The organism is Streptomyces alanosinicus (assembly GCF_014650595.1).
Taxonomy (GTDB): domain Bacteria; phylum Actinomycetota; class Actinomycetes; order Streptomycetales; family Streptomycetaceae; genus Streptomyces; species Streptomyces alanosinicus.
The window spans coordinates 39351-54111 of record NZ_BMVG01000046.1 but is presented as its reverse complement, the minus strand read 5'-3'; the positions used below and the strand labels follow the sequence as shown (position 1 = coordinate 54111).

The window sequence follows — 14761 nt, the reverse complement described above, 5'->3', positions numbered from 1 at the left end:
CCGCCGACAATGTCCGCACCGTGGGTTTTCCCCCGCGAGAGCTCCACGACCTGCAACTTCGCGTCCGCACGGAACAACAGACGCCCGAGTGGAAGGCCCGCTACGCGGTCCGCTCAGGAGTGGAGAGCACGGTCAACGAGTTCGCCCACGGACACGGCATGCGCCGCTGCCGCGACCGAGGACAGGGAAGGGCCCACATCCAGCACGTCCTGACGGCCATCGCCGTGAACATCGAGCGCCTCAGCGGACTGTCACCGACCGAGGAACCCCCGACACCCCGCCGGCCGACTGCCTTCCAGGACTACCTCGACCAGCGTGAGATCCCCCGGCTGAAGTCCTGGCGAACCCTGGGCAGCCGACCCCGGCGACTCCAAGATCCCCGACAGAGTCAAGCTAGGGCATGTTGCGAAAGTCGATCTTGGTGATGGAGCTGCACTACTTCAGAGGTAATGGTCTCAGCCTGCCTGTGTCGGCAGGATTCGTGATCTCTCCGCGTCGACAGGATGCGGGCCAAACGGAGGGGTCAGCCATGTCCATAGCCGCACCTACGAACACGCGAACCGTGATTGAAGAGCTGCTGCGCAGGATCGGTGAGGGCGACCCCGAGCGCATTGCCGAGCTGTATGCCGAGCAGGGCGACTGGAAGCTGGACTGGCCGGAGGCCGAGCATGGTCGTGCTGCCACGCCGTGGATCCGTCACCGATCAACCCGGGCCGACGCGGCCGCTCACTATCGCGAGCTTGCCGAGCACCACATGCCGGAGCATGTGGCGACCGAGGTCGAGCGCATCCTCGTCGACGGAAACGACGCGGTCGTGCTCGGCGAGATCCGCCAGACCGCCCGGCCCACCAGACGTTCGTATCGCGCGCGGTTCGCCCTGCACCTCACCGTTGAAGACGGCCTTGTTACCCGGCACCATGTCTACGAGGACAGCCTCGCCGTCGCCCAGGCCTTCGAGGCGGAGGATCAGTGAAGGGTCACAGGCCGATCGCGAAGGTGCTGGTCACAGCCACTCGTCGATGGCTGCGATGAGGACGGTGGCTTCGTAGCGGACGGCGAGTTTGTCGGAGCGAGTGGCCACGGCCCGATGCTGCTTGAGGCCATTGATCCCGCACTCCACCGCGTGGCGCTCGCGGTAGTCGGTCTTGTCGAACTTCGGCGGCCGGCCGCCGCAGGAGCCGAGCTTCTTGCGGTTGCGGATCTGGTCCTTCTTCTCGGGGATCGTGCAGCGGATCCCGCGTCGGCGCAGGTAGGCGCGGTTCTTGCGGGAGCCGTACGCTTTGTCAGGCTCTGAACCTCGCCCACCGCGCCCGCCGGGTCCTCGGCAAACAGCGCCTGGCCGTCGCCGACGCATGGCTGTCCAGCGTCGAAGCCCTCGGGCATGCGGCAGCCGGGGACCAGCACAGAGCCGACCGGCCCTGACTACTTCCGGCACAGCAGCACAGGCGCTGACGGCCGACCAGGAACCGCCACCGTGGCCATGGGTGTTCTCCTTCACCCCGGACAAGGCGGCCGCCTGCCGCGTCACCTGTGGCGCACGCCTCGAACTGCCCGAGTGGGTGCTTGATCAGGACGTGGAGGCCTTGACCGGCTTTCGGCGCTGGTCGTCGAGGAGGTGACGGAAGACAGAGGCGAGGTCATCCGGGTCTCGGCCCGGACCCGGGACACGTCGGTGTCGTGCCCGGCGTGCGGGAAGCCGACGCAGCGGATACACGGCTTCCACCGGCGTGTGCTCGCGGACGTGCCTGCGGATGGTCGCCGGGTCGTGGTGTCGGTGCGGGTCCGGCGCCTGGTTTGCACAGTTCTTGGCTGCCCGCGGCAGACGTTCCGTGAACAGGTCCCCGGCCTGATCGAACGCTACCAGCGGCGGACGCGCCGACTTGCTGACCAGCTCGGCTCGGTAGTCAAGGAGTCAGCGGGCCGGGCGGGCGCCTCTCCCGCGCCCTGGCCGCGGGGATCTCCCGCTCGACCGCCCTGCGACTGCTGACCCGGCTACCGCTGCCCGCACCACGAGTACCAAAGATCCTCGGCGTCGACGACTTCGCGCTCAAGCGCCGCCACCGGTATGCCACCGTTCTGACGGATGCCGAGACCGGCGAGCGGATCGACGTGCTGCCCGGCCGGAGCGCGGACAAGCTCGAATGCCGGCTGCGCGAGCACCCCGGCGCTGAGATCGTCTGCCGGGATGGCTCAGGCGCCTACGGTGAGGCGGTCCGCCGGGCCCTGCCCGGCGCGGTGCAGGTCAGCGACCGCTGGCACCTGTGGAAGAACCTGTGCGACAAGACGCTGGCCGAGGTCCGCTCCCACAGCTCATGCCGGGCCACCGTAAACCCCTCCCGTCCCGCGCGCGCACGAGCAGACCACCCGCGAGCGCTGGCACCAGGTCCACGACCTCCTCGGCAAGGGCGTCGGCCTGCTCGAATGCGCCCGCCGCCTGAACCTGTCCCTCAACACCATCAGGCGGTATGCACGCACCCGCGAGCCCGAGGCCCTGCGCCGGGCACCACGCTACCGGCCCACCCTGGTCGACCCCAACCGCGACCACCTGCGCGAACGCCGGGCCGCCGACCCCGCGGTCCCTGTGCTCCAGCTCTTCCGCGAGATCAAGGAGCTGGGCCACAGCGGCAGCCTCAACCTCCTCTACCGCTACATCACGCACGGCAGGGCCGAGGGCGACCGCCCCGTGACCACCCCGCGCCGGCTCGCCCGCCTACTCCTCACCCGCCCCGACAACCTGCGGGACAAGGACAGCGCCCTCCTGCTGGAACTCACCGCCGTCTGCCCTGAAATGACCGAACTTGCAAGGCTGGTTCGGAAGTTCGCCGAACCACTCACTCCCGCCGTCGGCAACGACACCAGGCTCACAGAGTGGATCACAGCCGTCCTAAGCTCGGTCTTCCCCACCTGCACGCCTTCGTCAACGGCCTCGAACTCGACCGCGCCGCCGTCGAGGCCGGCCTCACCCTGCCCCACCACAACGGCCGCACCGAGGGTGTCAACACCCGAACCAAGAGGATCATGCGGCAGATGCATGACCGGGCCGGGTTCGCCCTGCTCCGCCACCGCATCCTCCTCCGATGACCACTCAGCTCCGATGACCACTCAGCGCTACCACCGAATACGTGACAGAGCCAAACGAGTGGTGTAACTGGGGTGGTTGGGCTACTGGCGGGCTGCTGAGAGCCGGCCGTCGAAGGTGATGTCGAAGGCGTTCAGTGCAGTCTTCCAACGCATGGTCCAGCGGGCCTGCCCCTTGCCAGTGGGATCGAGCGACATGATCGCCATGTAGACGCACTTCAGGGCGGCTTGCTCGTTCGGGAAGTGTCCCCGGGCCTTGACCGCTCGCCGGATCTGCGCGTTGACCGACTCGATCGCGTTGGTGGTGCAGACGATGCGGCGGATCTCAGTGTCGAACCGCAGGAACGGGGTGAACTCCTCCCACGCGTTCCAGGGCTGATGCGTTCTCAGTCGGCGAGATGAGCTGATCGCCTGCGTCATCTCCCCTGTTGGGTCGACGTGTGAAGCGGGGCGACCAGGGGTGGAGGCGTGCCGGGTTGGCGTACGTTCTGGGTGCCGGAGGATCGTCGGTTGGCGAAGACGGTGCCAGTTCTGGCCGGGTGGGAGGACCTGGCTGTTCGGCCGGGCTCTCTCCTGCGGCTTCGGCGGGTAGCTTCAGCGCACCAGGAGATCGATGGCGACCGACAGTCGTTCGAGGTAGAACTCCCGCGATGCGGCCTGATGTTTGAGGCCGATCGATGCGCTGATCATCGTCTGTGCGACAAGGGGGGCCGCGTCTTGTCCTGACTCGACGGCGATCGCTTCTGTGATCAGTTCCTCGAAACGTCGCGGCGTGGTCTCGGCGATCTCTCCGAGGAGGTCGGGGTTGTCCTCGATGACCGCCGTGATGTCGCGCGTCAGCGGGCCGATGTAGCGGCCCGCCCACTGGTCGAATGCTTCGACGAGGCGCTCTGGAAGTGGTCGGCTGGGGTCGGCCAGGACGTGTTCGACCGCTGTGATGTCCCGCTCCAGGGCCTGGGTGACCGCGGCACGGAACAGAGTCTCCTTCGAGGAGAAGAGAAAGTAGAGCCCGGGCCGGGAGATGTGCGCCGCCCGCGCCACCTCCTCCATCGAGGTCTTCCGGTAACCGAATCGCGCGAACGTGACCATGGCGGAGTCCAGAACCATGGTCCGACGGTCGGTATCGGCGACGGTCGACGGTGAGTGGCCGGCATCGGGACTGCTCATGGAACGAGCATACGATCGTGAGTCGCACTATACAAATTAAGTCTAGTGCGTATAGTCACCGCCATGGCTACCCGCGAACCCATCTCCACGCCCTTCACCTCTTCGAGTACCGCGGACGAGGTCCTGCGGGGCGTCGCCCTCACCGGCGTCCGCGCGATCGTGACAGGCGCTTCCTCCGGAATCGGGATCGAGACGGCTCGTGTGTTGACCGCTGCCGGGGCGGAGGTGACGCTCGCTGTCCGCAACACGACTGCGGGTGACGCCGTCGCTGAGGCGATCGCGAAGTCGACCGGAGGGATACGGCCCCGGGTCGTCCGGCTCGACCTTGCCGACAGGACCACTGTCACGCGATTCGTTGACGCGTGGGGCGGCCCGCTTCATCTGCTGATCAACAACGCAGGTGTGGTCACCGGTGGCCTCGAACGAACACGTGAGGGCTGGGAGCTGCAATTCGCGACGAATCATCTTGGCCACTTCGCGCTCGCCACCGGCCTCCATGACGCCCTGGCCCTGGGAGCGGCCGACCGCGGCGGAGCACGGATCGTCTCTGTCAGTTCGACGGCGCACATGCGTTCCGGCATCGTCTTCGACGACCTCCACTTCGAGCGTCGCAGCTACGACCCGCAGATTGCCTACGCCCAGTCGAAGACGGCGAACTCTCTCTTCGCCGTCGAGGCGACCCGCCTCTGGGCATCTGACGGCATCGTGGCCAATGCGGTGAACCCCGGCGGTGTCGCGACGGGACTGCAGCGGAACTTCACAACGCAACAGAAGGAGTCGCTCGACGCGGCCGAAGCCGCTGGAGTGTTCACGTACAAAACGGTCGAGCAGGGGGCTGCCACCAGCATCGTCGCGGCCGTCGCCCCGGAGTTCGCGCACTCCGGAGGCCACTACCTCGACGATTCACAAGAGGCCTACACCGTGCCGAACGACGCCGACCTCGCGCAGCACCCGCACGGGGTCAAGGAATGGGCGCTCGATCCCGCCACCGCCAAGCGCCTCTGGACGGTCTCGACCGACCTGCTCCGCGCCTGACCTCTCGACGCCACAGCAAGCGGCACCGCCGCCTTCTCGGTTGGTCACCGCATCGACCCACCAGGCCGGTAACACGTGGCCTGCGAAGACGGCCACGTCCGATGCGCCCAGCCAAAACCCGGTCGGTTCCTCTCCGAGAGCCCGGTGCGGGACCCCGCCTTCGACGCGACCGAGACGCTGATGAGCGCGGCTCAGCACACCGAACTTGGCAGAGAAGTAAGCGCAGGCGTGGTGGGTTCTTCACCCGGTTCGGCAACGAGAGACGCGACCCCTGATGATCAAGGTTGTCGAAGCCTTTGATCACGAACAGGGGTCGCGTTCGCGTGCCGTCCTCCCTGATCCATGTCCTGCAGCGCCACTGCGCGGACACTGATTCCACCTGCCCGGAACCGGAACCGTCACAGCTCGCCTGTTTGGCGGACGTGTTGGGCCCCGGCTACCCGATCCCCGCCGTGTCCCGGGCCGCCGCTACCGTCTGGGCTCCCTCCTCGCGCTGTGCCTGGTCGCCGTCCTCGGCGGAGCCACGTCCCTGGCCGCCATCGCCCGCTTCGCCGCCGATACCGACTCCGGCCTGCTCGAACAACTCGGACTGACCTCCAGTACACCCAACGCCTCCACGCTGGGAAGGCTCCTGGCCCGCCTGGACGGTGACGCCCTCGACGACGCCGTGGGTGCCTGGCTCGCCCGCTACGTCGCTGATCCGGTCGACGAACCCGGCGACACCCTGGTCGGTCTGGCCGTCGACGGCAAGACCATGCGCGGATCCCGCACCGACGGCACCGCTGTCCACCTGCTCGCCGCCGCGCTCCACGCATGCCAGGCCGTGATCGCCCAGCGTCAGATTGCCGCGAAGAGCAACGAAATCTCTGCCTTCGCCCCGCTGCTGAACCAGATAGACCTGCGCGGCGTCGTCGTCAACGCCGATGCGATGCACACGCAGCGCGCTCACGCGAGCACGTCATCACCGCTGGCGGCCACTACCTCCTGGTCGTGAAGGGCAACCAGAAGAACCTGAGCAAGCAGCTGCGGCGCCTGCCCTGGAAGCAGATTCCGCTGCAGGCCCGCACTACCGGGGCCGGACACGGCCGCCGTGAGATCCGCCGTCTGAAGGTCTGCACCGTCCGGCCAGGTCTGCTCTTCCCGCACGCGGTCCAGGCCATCGAGATCAAGCGCCGCCGCACCCATCGCAAGACCGGCAAGGTCGAGACGAAGACCGTCTACGCGATCACCAGCCTGCCGCCCGAGCAGGCCGGCCCGCCACAACTCGCCGAACTCGCCCAGAATCACTGGTCGGTTGAGGCCCTGCACCACATCCGAGACGTCACCTACGGCGAGGACGCCTCACGCATATGCACCGGCACCACACCCCGAGCCATGACCACCCTGCGCAACCTCGCCATCGGACTCATGCGCCAAGCAGGCTGGACCAACACTGCCGCCGCGGCCGATCGCTACGGGTCACGACCACAGCACGCTGCCGCCATGCTCCGACTCACAGCCTGAGAACACATCGCCCCTGCTCTCTAGGGCCGACCAGAAGAACCCCCTGACCAGGCCGATCAGCCATCACTGGCACGAACCGATGAATCGGCACTCGCCGATGACGGCTGTTCCGGCACACGTAACTGCAACCACAGCATGGCGTTGAACAGATCATGAAGAAGATGAACGTCTCATCGAACAGGAACATCGCAGTGATCACGAAGGCTCTGGTCGGCGCGGCTTTCGCGATTTCCGCCACGACGGCCGTCGCTGCACCCGCATCGGCCACGGACTTCGGAGCCGGCAACGGCGACACTGCCATCACGGGCGACGCAGGCGGCATCCTCAACGCCTATGGCGCTCCGCTCATCAACGTCGACCTCCGCTGCGCGGTGCCGCTGCCGGAGGGCGAGGGCATCGGGGGGCACGGCCTCGGCGGGCCCAAGGCCGCGTGCAACATCGCTCCCGTCGACCATTTCCAGGCACCGCAGAAGCTGCTCTGACAGCAGCACCACGGGCAACGCCTCCCGCGCCGGCCCAGCGGGTCTGCCAAGGTCGCAGGCGGCTTGGGTATGCCGCAATGGACCGGTCAACGGAGGCAACTCAGGGAATTCCCGGTGGACGGGCTTCCAACCGTCCACCGGGCCGTGAGTGACTCCCGAACTCGGTTCTGGCACAGATCTTGGGGAGCGATCGCGGAGGGTCGCTGAGGAGAGTGGGACCAATGCGGTTGGTGAGGATCTCACCGAAGTCGCGGATGTGCTGGGCGGTGGGGTCGAGTTCGGGACAGCGCGCCAGGACATCCTTCAAGGCGGCGCGTTCTTCGTCGCTCAGGGCACCGAGATCTCCGGCGAAGCGGACCGCCGACGCACCTGGGCGCTCCTCGGCGAACTCGCCGGCTGAGTGAGCCCATCGGGCCGTCGGCCCGGCGGGTGCCCCGCATCCCTGTGCGAGGCGGCGAGGCGCGAGCCTCGTGTGACGAAGAAGGGTATGGAACTCATGACCACAGAGGCGACCACAACAGACCTCCAGGCCTTCACCGAGAACGGGCTGGACTGGCACCGTGCTCAGGAGACCCGGCTCGCCGACCCGCACGGGTTCCTGGCGATCAGCGGCCTGCACTGGCTGGACGGCCGGCCGCAGCGTTTCCCCGACGCGCCGGGTGCAGGGCACACCGGCCCCGACGGGGTCGTCGTCATCCTCGACGACGGAGAGGAACTGGTCGTCGACGGAACGCCGGTGCGGGGTGAACACCGCTTCGGCGTCCTTCCCGAGCGCAGTGGCGTCGCCGCGGCCTGGGGAGGCGCCGTCATCGAGGTCGCCAAGCGCGGCGGCCACGGCATCGTGCGCCCCCGGCACCCGGACGCGCCGCTGCGCACCGCCTTCACCGGAACACCCGCCTACGCGCCCGATCCGCGCTGGGCGGTGACAGGCCGGTACGTCCCCTTCGACGAGCCGCGGCCGACCACCGTGGGCGCAGCCGTCGAGGGCCTTGAGCATGTCTACGACGCTCCGGGCAGGATCGAGTTCGAGCTGGACGGGCGCCGGCTGTCCCTGACCGCCTTCCCCGGACACGGTGAGGGCCGGTTGACGGTGCTCTTCACCGACGTGACCTCCGGGTCACCACCTACGCCGCCAACCGGGTCCGGCTCTCGAACCGCCCGCGGCCGACGGCACGGTCGTCCTGGACTTCAACCGCGCCGCGAACCTGCCGTGCGCCTACACGGACCTGGCCACCTGCCCGCTGCCACCAACCGAGAACCAGCTGCCCGTGGCGATCGTGGCGGGTCAGAAGATCCCCCACGAGCGCGGCGGGTCCTGAGCCAGGCTGTCGGCCGAGGGGACGGGTTCCCTCCTGTCCTTGTGCCTGCCGTACAGCTCTGTCCCGCGTGGTGGTTACTTCTCCCAACCGATCGTTTCCGGGAGCGGGTTGTAGAAGATGGTCGCGCCGACGTTGGCAAGGCCCTTCTTCACGCCGTAGGTCGAGGGGCCGCTGAACAGCGGGAGGAAGGCGTACTCCTGGAGCGCCTTCCGCTCGACCTCGTTGGCCGCCGTGACCTGCTTACCGAGATCCGCGATCTTGCTGGTGGCACGGATCTCCGTGTCCAGCGCGGGCGAACCCGCACCGGTGATATTGGAGTCGCGGTCGGAGCAGTAGAAGTCGCACAGGTAGCGGGCACCGAACGGGTCCATCGAGCGGTTTCCCGACAGGAACAGATCGAACTTGCGGTCGCTGAGGATCTTGGAGAAGTCCGCCTCGTCGGCCTTGTTGATGTCCAGGCGAATGCCCACCGATTTCAGCATCGCCGCGAAGGCGCCGGCGGTCGCCTTGTCCAGCGGGTCGTCGCCGAGAAGTGTGTATCCGACTTCGAGCTTCTTGCCGTTCCTGACCCGAATGCCGTCGCCCCCAGGCTTCCAGCCGGCCGCGTCGAGTGCCTTCCTGGCGTCGTCCGGCGCGTACTTCAGCACGGCTGAGAGGTTGTTCTCGTAGCCCTTCTGGAAGCTGTAGAGGATGGCGGAACCTGGCAGCGGCTCCTTGTAGTCCAGGCCCTGGAACCGGATCTTCGCGATCTGTGTGCGGTCGATGCTCTCCTCGAAGGCCTTGCGCACGGCTTTGTCGGCGAGGACGGAGGACTTGGTGTTGAAGTAGAGCGAGTACTCGAAGGGGCTTCCGCCACTGCGGATCTCCGTGCCCTTGAGCCCCTTGATCTGCTTGAGGCTCTCGGCGTCGACCGCGGAGACGTAGTCGAGCTGCCCGTTCTTGAAGGCGTTGACCGCCGCGGTCGATTCCAGGTTGACGTAGACGCGCTTGTCGAGCTTGCCCTGCCTGCCCCACCACTTCGGGTTGCGGACGAACGTGATGTCCCCCGAGTGGGCGTCCCACGTGCCGACGGTGTACGGCCCCGCCCCCCACTCCGGGTGCGCCTTCTTGACGTATGCCTTGTTGAAGTTCTCGACCGTCGCGGCCTTGGGGTGCAGGAAGGTAGTGAACAGGCTCGACCAGGAAGGGTTCACGCCCTTGAAGGTGATCACGGCCTGCTTGGCGTTCCTGCCCTTCTCGACCGAGGTGATCTGGTCGTAGCCGTCCGTGGAGGAGGCGGCGTACGCCTTGTCGGAACCGTTGTCGGCCTTCCACGTGGCCTTGATGGCGGTCCAGTCGATCGGTGTGCCGTCGTTGAAGACAGCCCTGGGGTTGATGGTGAGCGTGACCTTCTGGTTGCCGCCTTCCACGGAGACCTTCACGTCGCTGAAGTAGTCCGGGTTGTACTGCACCTCGCCGGTCGGCGAGTAGGTGATCGCGTCGGCGTTGTACCAGGCCCAGACACGGGACGCGGTCAGCGTGGCATTGACGTTGAACGGGTTGCCCTGGTCGTCGAAGGTCCCGACCGTGGTGTACGTGCCGCCCTCCTTGATCCGGTCGTACGGCGTGGGGTTGTAGTCGGCGACGGACGATGCGGTCGAAGGAGCGTTCTTCGCGTCCGGCTGCGCGGAGTCCTGCCCTGATGAGGACTGGCACGCGGTGGCGGTGACGGAGATGGCAGCGATCAGAGCGACGGGCAGGGCCAGTCTCGTGCGCATGGTGGAGGGTTCCTTAGAGGTCAGTGAGGGACAACATCGCCGGAATCGGTGTCAGACGCCGTGGCAGGCGTACTGATGGCCGGGGAGTTCGGCTGCTGACGTCGGCATGGGGGGCTGCGTGCGACAGCGGTGCCGCAGTTCCTCGTCGGCAAGGCGGTACAGCGGGCAGCGGTCGACGAAGACACATCCCGTGGGCATGCGCGCGGCGTTCGGCTGCTCGCCCTTCAGCACGACGCGTTCGCGGGTGCGTTCCCGCTCGGGGTCGGGTATCGGGATCGCCGACAGCAGCGCACGGGTGTAGGGGTGCTTGGGATCGGAGAAGATCGCCTCGGTGTCCCCGGTCTCGACGATGTGCCCCAGGTACATCACCGCGATGCGATCGGAGATGTACCGGACGACGGCCAGATCGTGGGCGACTACGAGATAGGCGAGTCCGAGTTCACGCTTGAGCCGTGCCAGCAGGTTGATGACTCCGGCCTGTACCGAGACGTCCAGGGCGGAGAGCGGTTCGTCGAGAGCGAGCAGCTTCGGCTCCGTCGCCAGGGCGCGGGCGATACCGACCCGTTGGCGTTGGCCTCCGGAGAGTGCGGCCGGGAAGCGGTCACTGACCGAGTCGTCCAGACCCACCAGGGTGAGCAGTTCGCGGACCCGTGCGCGGGTCGACTCGCGATCACGCCCGATCGCCCGTAGGGGTTCGGCCAGCAGGTGGAAGACGGTCATGCGGGGGTCGAGAGCGCCCAGGGGGTCCTGCATGACGAGCTGTACGTCCTGGCGCAGCTCGCGTACGCGCGCGCTGGACGCGATCGTGCCGACGTCGGTGCCGGAGATCTCTATCCGGCCGCCTTCGGGCTGTCTGAGCCGCAGTATCTCCAAAAGCGTCGTGGTCTTGCCACTGCCGGACTCGCCCACCAGGCCGAGCGTCTCACCGGCGCGCAGGTCGAAACTGACGCGGTTGACGGCGTGCAGCGTGCCGACCCGGCGCTTGAGAAGGGCGCCCTTGGTCAGCGGAAAGGTCTTGACGAGGTCCTCGACGCGGAGCACCACCTCGCCGGCCTCGGCCCGGCCCGAGGGCGCCGGTAGGCCGACGGGTGCGGCATCGCCCGTCGGGTCCAGGGATCCGTTGACGATCTCGGTGGCGCGCAGGCAGGCCACATGCCCGTGCCCGGTGAGGTGACGCGGCTCCGGTTCGTCCGAGCGACATGCGTCGAGGGCGACGGCACAGCGGGGTGCGAAGGGGCAGCCGTCCGGGAGTCCCACGAGGGCGGGTGGTTCGCCACCGATCGGGACCAGGGGACGGCGAGTTCCGCCGTCTACGGTCGGTACGACGGCGAGCAGCCGGGCGGTGTACGGCATCGTGGGTCGGTGAAAAAGTTCCTCGACGCCCGCGTGTTCCACGATCCGGCCTGCGTACATGACGGCAACGTCGTCCGCGTGGCCCGCGACGACCCCGAGGTCGTGCGTGATCAGGACGAGACCGGCGCCGGTCTCCTGCTGTGCCAGCCGCAGCACGTCGAGTATCTGGGCCTGCACGGTGACGTCGAGTGCGGTGGTGGGTTCGTCGGCCACGAGCACGGATGGTCTGTTGGCCATGGCCATGGCGATGACCACGCGCTGGCGCATGCCTCCGGAGAACTCGTGCGGGAAGGCGGTGGCCCGGCCGCGCGGGTCCGGGATGCCGACGAGATCGAGGAGTTCCACGGCTTGTTCCCAGGCCGCGCGCTTCGTCAGGTCCTGATGGACCCGCAGGGCGTCGGAGAGCAGCCTGCCCACCGAGAAGATCGGCGTGAGGGCGGACAAGGGGTCCTGGAAGACCATGCCGATGGAGTTGCCGCGGATCTTCGACAGCGCCCGGTCGTCGAGGCCGATGAGGCCCTGTCCGCCGAGCAGCACCTGGCCGCGCAGGTCGGCGGTGGGCGGCAGCAGGCCCATGATGCCCATCGCGGTGGCCGACTTGCCCGAGCCGGACTCGCCGACGATGCAGAGGGTCCGGCCGGGCAGCAGGTCGAAGCTCACGCCGCGCACCGCCTCGACGGTGCCTGCCTCGGAGGGGAAGGAGATCCGCAGGTCCCGCACGGAAAGGACAGGCTCGGCATCGGCGGGTGGTACCGGCACGGGCAGCGGGGTCGCCAGGGTCATCGTCGGCCTCCTGCCGAGCCTGTCGCCGACGTGGGGTCCAGGGCGTCGCGCAAACCGTCGCCGATGAAGGTCATCGACACGGTGAGCAGGACGACCAACCCGGCAGGGAAGGCGAAGAGCCAGGGAGCGCTCGTGACGGTGCTCGCGCCGTCCGCGAGCATCGTGCCGAGGGAGACGTCCGGGGTCTGCACGCCGAACCCCAGGAACGAAAGGGCGGTTTCGCTGAGCACGGTCGCCACGACTCCGAGCGTCAGGTTGACGATCAGCAGGGAGCCGAGGTTGGGGATGATGTGGCGGAAGATGATCCGCAGTGGACGGACTCCCATGAACTCGGCCGCCTTCACGTAGTCCCGCTCGCGCAGCGAGGTCGAGACGGACCAGATCACCCGCGCGGTGGACATCCAGCCGAACACGGTCAGCACGATGATGAGGACGCGCCAGTCGCCGGCCAGCCGGTGGGAGACCAGAGCGAGGATGAGGAACGAGGGGACGATCAGGAGGAAATGGATGGCGGCAAGGGTCACCCGCTCGACTCGGCCACCGAAGTACGCGGCGCCCGAGCCGATGATCGCGGCCAGGACGATCGTCAGTACCGACACGCTCACGGCGATCATCAGGGAGCGCTGGAGCCCGTGCACGGCACAGGCGTAGATGTCGTTGCCACCCTGGTTGGTGCCGAACCAGTGACGGCTGCTCGGCGGCTGGGTGAGTGCGGTGAAGTCGGCGTCGGTGTACGCGTAGGAGGTGAATCGGCCGCCGAAGGCGCCGAACAGCACCAGCAGTACGAAGATCACCACTCCGCCGACGGCGGGGTGGTTGCGCAGGAATCGCCGCAGATAGAGCCGGCCAAGGCCGAGGTTCGAGTGCGCCCTCGCGGTGCCCGCCGCTTCCGGCGCCTGCTCCGCGGTCGGGCTGGCGGGCGCGTCGGTCGTCGCGTCGGTGGTCATGTCAGCTCACCCGTACTCTCGGGTCGAGGAAGACCGTGGCGATGTCCGCGAGGATCGCGCCGATCGCGGTCAGAGCTGCGGCGAAGGCGGCCGTCGCGACCGCGCCGTGCACGTCGTTCTTGCTGATGGTCTGGATGAAGTAGCGACCCATGCCGTTCCAGCCGAAGATCGTCTCCGTGATGACGGCACCGGTGAAGACGGCCGGGACGCTGAACGCCACGGAAGCCGCCGTCGGGATGAGCGCGGCCCTGAGGGCGTGCCTGCGGATGGCCTGACTGCGGGTGAGCCCGGTGGCCTGGGCGGTTCGTACGAAGTCGGCGTGGAGCGTGTCGAGCAGCAGCGAACGCTGCGTCAGGTGGTAGCCGACGTAGCCCATCAGCGTGAGCGTCAGGGTCGGCAGGATCAGATGCAGAAGGCGGTCACCGATCATGGGGAGCAGCCCTTCGACGCCTGGCGAGTTCTCCCCGGCGACATAGAGGAAGTGCAGCCCGGCGTGCTGGTTCAGCCAGATGGCAACGAAGACCACCGCGAGGGCGGCGACGGACGTGGGGAGGTTGAACACCACGATGGACACGGCCTGTGACACCCGGTCGGCCCAGCCGTACTGCCGTGCGGCGGTGTAGACACCGAGCGCGACGCCGATCACGACGGACAGCACGGTCGCGACGACGACCAACTCCGCGCTGACCAAGGCCCGGTAGCCCACTTCGCCGTTGACGGAGACTCCGGTAGGGGACTTTCCCCAGTCGAAGTGCAGGGACACCGAGGTCAGCCAGTCCCACCAGCGGTGCACCAAGGGCACCCTGGGGTCCAGGTTGTACGGCGCGAGGGCCCGGTCGATCTGTGACTCGCTGCGGACGGGCCGCAGTTCCTTGAAGTTCGACCGCGGGTCCAGGAACCAACTGGCCAGGAAATAGGTCGCGTTCGTCGCGACCACGATCATCAGAAGCCAGCCGACAGCCTTGCGTGTCACATAGCGCACCACGCGCGGCACCCCCTCACCGCACACAAGATGTGCGCCTCTCGAGCACCGGGGAGACAGGTCGAATGCATGCGGGGGAAGCTTTCTGCGGGTACGGAACGGAGAGATTGAGATGCGCACGTCAGCCTGGTCCGAACTGTGCCGCGGCACCAGGTTTTGCCCGGCGGTGCCATGAGGTCGACATGTTGCCGTAGCACACGGTCCGGAATACCGTGCAATTCGGATGATCTTGGCGTGCCCGGCTGTCACGTTCTGGCCGGCTCGCGAAGGTACGTGAGGGTGCGCCGCCGCTCCGCTCCTGATCGCCACGCCACGTGAATCCACCTCCGTCGCCCCGGGGACGAGCAGCGCCAGT

Annotated in this window: 11 protein-coding genes and 5 pseudogenes; 9 read left to right on the top strand and 7 right to left on the bottom strand. The window is 67.6% G+C overall.

Going from position 1 to position 14761, the window contains the following annotated elements; translation table 11 throughout:
• Positions 1–20 precede the first annotated feature (20 nt).
• Both IE277_RS40790 and IE277_RS40785 read left to right on the top strand, forming a co-directional pair.
• Positions 21–425 carry a transposase gene (locus tag IE277_RS40790; RefSeq protein ID WP_229882371.1) on the top strand — a complete coding sequence of 135 codons (405 nt, stop codon included), beginning with the start codon at positions 21–23 and terminating at the stop codon, positions 423–425.
• 104 nt (positions 426–529) lie between these two features.
• Entirely contained in the window at positions 530–973 is a 444-nt protein-coding gene (locus tag IE277_RS40785) for a nuclear transport factor 2 family protein (protein ID WP_189958770.1), read from the top strand.
• Between the two features lie 30 nt (positions 974–1003).
• Here IE277_RS40785 and IE277_RS40780 read toward each other — a convergent pair.
• Positions 1004–1285: pseudogene (locus tag IE277_RS40780) on the bottom strand (IS5 family transposase); the annotation flags it as partial.
• A gap of 199 nt (positions 1286–1484) precedes the next feature.
• On the opposite strand from IE277_RS40780, the gene IE277_RS49040 reads away from it, so the two are divergent.
• Entirely contained in the window at positions 1485–1619 is a 135-nt protein-coding gene (locus IE277_RS49040) for a hypothetical protein (protein ID WP_268252717.1), read from the top strand.
• A pseudogene (locus IE277_RS40770) lies at positions 1601–3081 on the top strand (ISL3 family transposase). Before IE277_RS49040 ends, IE277_RS40770 begins: the two are co-directional and overlap by 19 nt.
• Before the next feature lie 81 nt (positions 3082–3162).
• On the opposite strand, the pseudogene IE277_RS40765 reads toward IE277_RS40770, so the two are convergent.
• Positions 3163–3447: pseudogene (locus tag IE277_RS40765) on the bottom strand (transposase); the annotation flags it as partial.
• Positions 3448–3672: 225 nt separating this feature from the next.
• Positions 3673–4245, bottom strand: coding sequence for a TetR/AcrR family transcriptional regulator (locus IE277_RS40760; RefSeq protein ID WP_373310993.1), 573 nt, complete (start codon positions 4243–4245; stop codon positions 3673–3675).
• Between the two features lie 63 nt (positions 4246–4308).
• On the opposite strand from IE277_RS40760, the gene IE277_RS40755 reads away from it, so the two are divergent.
• From IE277_RS40755 to IE277_RS40735, 5 genes and pseudogenes are all read left to right on the top strand, one after another.
• Complete coding sequence (locus IE277_RS40755; RefSeq protein ID WP_189958769.1) at positions 4309–5280, top strand: SDR family NAD(P)-dependent oxidoreductase; 972 nt, start codon at positions 4309–4311, stop codon at positions 5278–5280.
• A gap of 379 nt (positions 5281–5659) precedes the next feature.
• Positions 5660–6783: pseudogene (locus IE277_RS49900) on the top strand (ISAs1 family transposase).
• A gap of 152 nt (positions 6784–6935) precedes the next feature.
• Positions 6936–7265, top strand: coding sequence for a hypothetical protein (locus IE277_RS40740; RefSeq protein WP_229882369.1), 330 nt, complete (start codon positions 6936–6938; stop codon positions 7263–7265).
• Positions 7266–7521: 256 nt separating this feature from the next.
• A complete protein-coding gene (locus IE277_RS48215) occupies positions 7522–7665 on the top strand; it encodes a hypothetical protein (protein WP_229882368.1) in 144 nt (47 codons plus the stop codon).
• Between the two features lie 96 nt (positions 7666–7761).
• Positions 7762–8584 (top strand): annotated as a pseudogene (locus IE277_RS40735) (DUF1684 domain-containing protein).
• 74 nt (positions 8585–8658) lie between these two features.
• Here IE277_RS40735 and IE277_RS40730 read toward each other — a convergent pair.
• The 4 genes from IE277_RS40730 to IE277_RS40715 are packed head-to-tail and all read right to left on the bottom strand — an operon-like array spanning position 8659 to position 14409.
• Entirely contained in the window at positions 8659–10341 is a 1683-nt protein-coding gene (locus IE277_RS40730; RefSeq protein ID WP_189958767.1) for an ABC transporter family substrate-binding protein, read from the bottom strand.
• A 51-nt stretch (positions 10342–10392) separates the two neighbouring features.
• Positions 10393–12477 (bottom strand): dipeptide ABC transporter ATP-binding protein, encoded by a 2085-nt coding sequence (locus IE277_RS40725; protein WP_189958766.1) that lies wholly within the window; start codon positions 12475–12477, stop codon positions 10393–10395.
• Positions 12474–13424 carry an ABC transporter permease gene (locus IE277_RS40720; protein WP_189958765.1) on the bottom strand — a complete coding sequence of 317 codons (951 nt, stop codon included), beginning with the start codon at positions 13422–13424 and terminating at the stop codon, positions 12474–12476. Before IE277_RS40720 ends, IE277_RS40725 begins: the two co-directional genes overlap by 4 nt.
• Before the next feature lies 1 nt (position 13425).
• The gene (locus tag IE277_RS40715) at positions 13426–14409 is read right to left on the bottom strand and encodes an ABC transporter permease (protein ID WP_189958775.1); all 984 of its coding nucleotides are present in this window, start codon (positions 14407–14409) and stop codon (positions 13426–13428) included.
• Positions 14410–14761 lie beyond the last annotated feature (352 nt).

What these genes read in the sequence shown, in the direction of transcription:
- IE277_RS40785 (WP_189958770.1), top strand. Translation starts at nt 530, where the DNA reads ATGTCCATAGCCGCACCTACGAACACGCGAACCGTGATTGAAGAGCTG.
- IE277_RS40760 (WP_373310993.1), bottom strand. Translation starts at nt 4,245, where the DNA reads ATGAGCAGTCCCGATGCCGGCCACTCACCGTCGACCGTCGCCGATACC.
- IE277_RS40755 (WP_189958769.1), top strand. Translation starts at nt 4,309, where the DNA reads ATGGCTACCCGCGAACCCATCTCCACGCCCTTCACCTCTTCGAGTACC.
- IE277_RS40740 (WP_229882369.1), top strand. Translation starts at nt 6,936, where the DNA reads ATGAAGAAGATGAACGTCTCATCGAACAGGAACATCGCAGTGATCACG.
- IE277_RS40730 (WP_189958767.1), bottom strand. Translation starts at nt 10,341, where the DNA reads ATGCGCACGAGACTGGCCCTGCCCGTCGCTCTGATCGCTGCCATCTCC.
- IE277_RS40725 (WP_189958766.1), bottom strand. Translation starts at nt 12,477, where the DNA reads ATGACCCTGGCGACCCCGCTGCCCGTGCCGGTACCACCCGCCGATGCC.
- IE277_RS40720 (WP_189958765.1), bottom strand. Translation starts at nt 13,424, where the DNA reads ATGACCACCGACGCGACGACCGACGCGCCCGCCAGCCCGACCGCGGAG.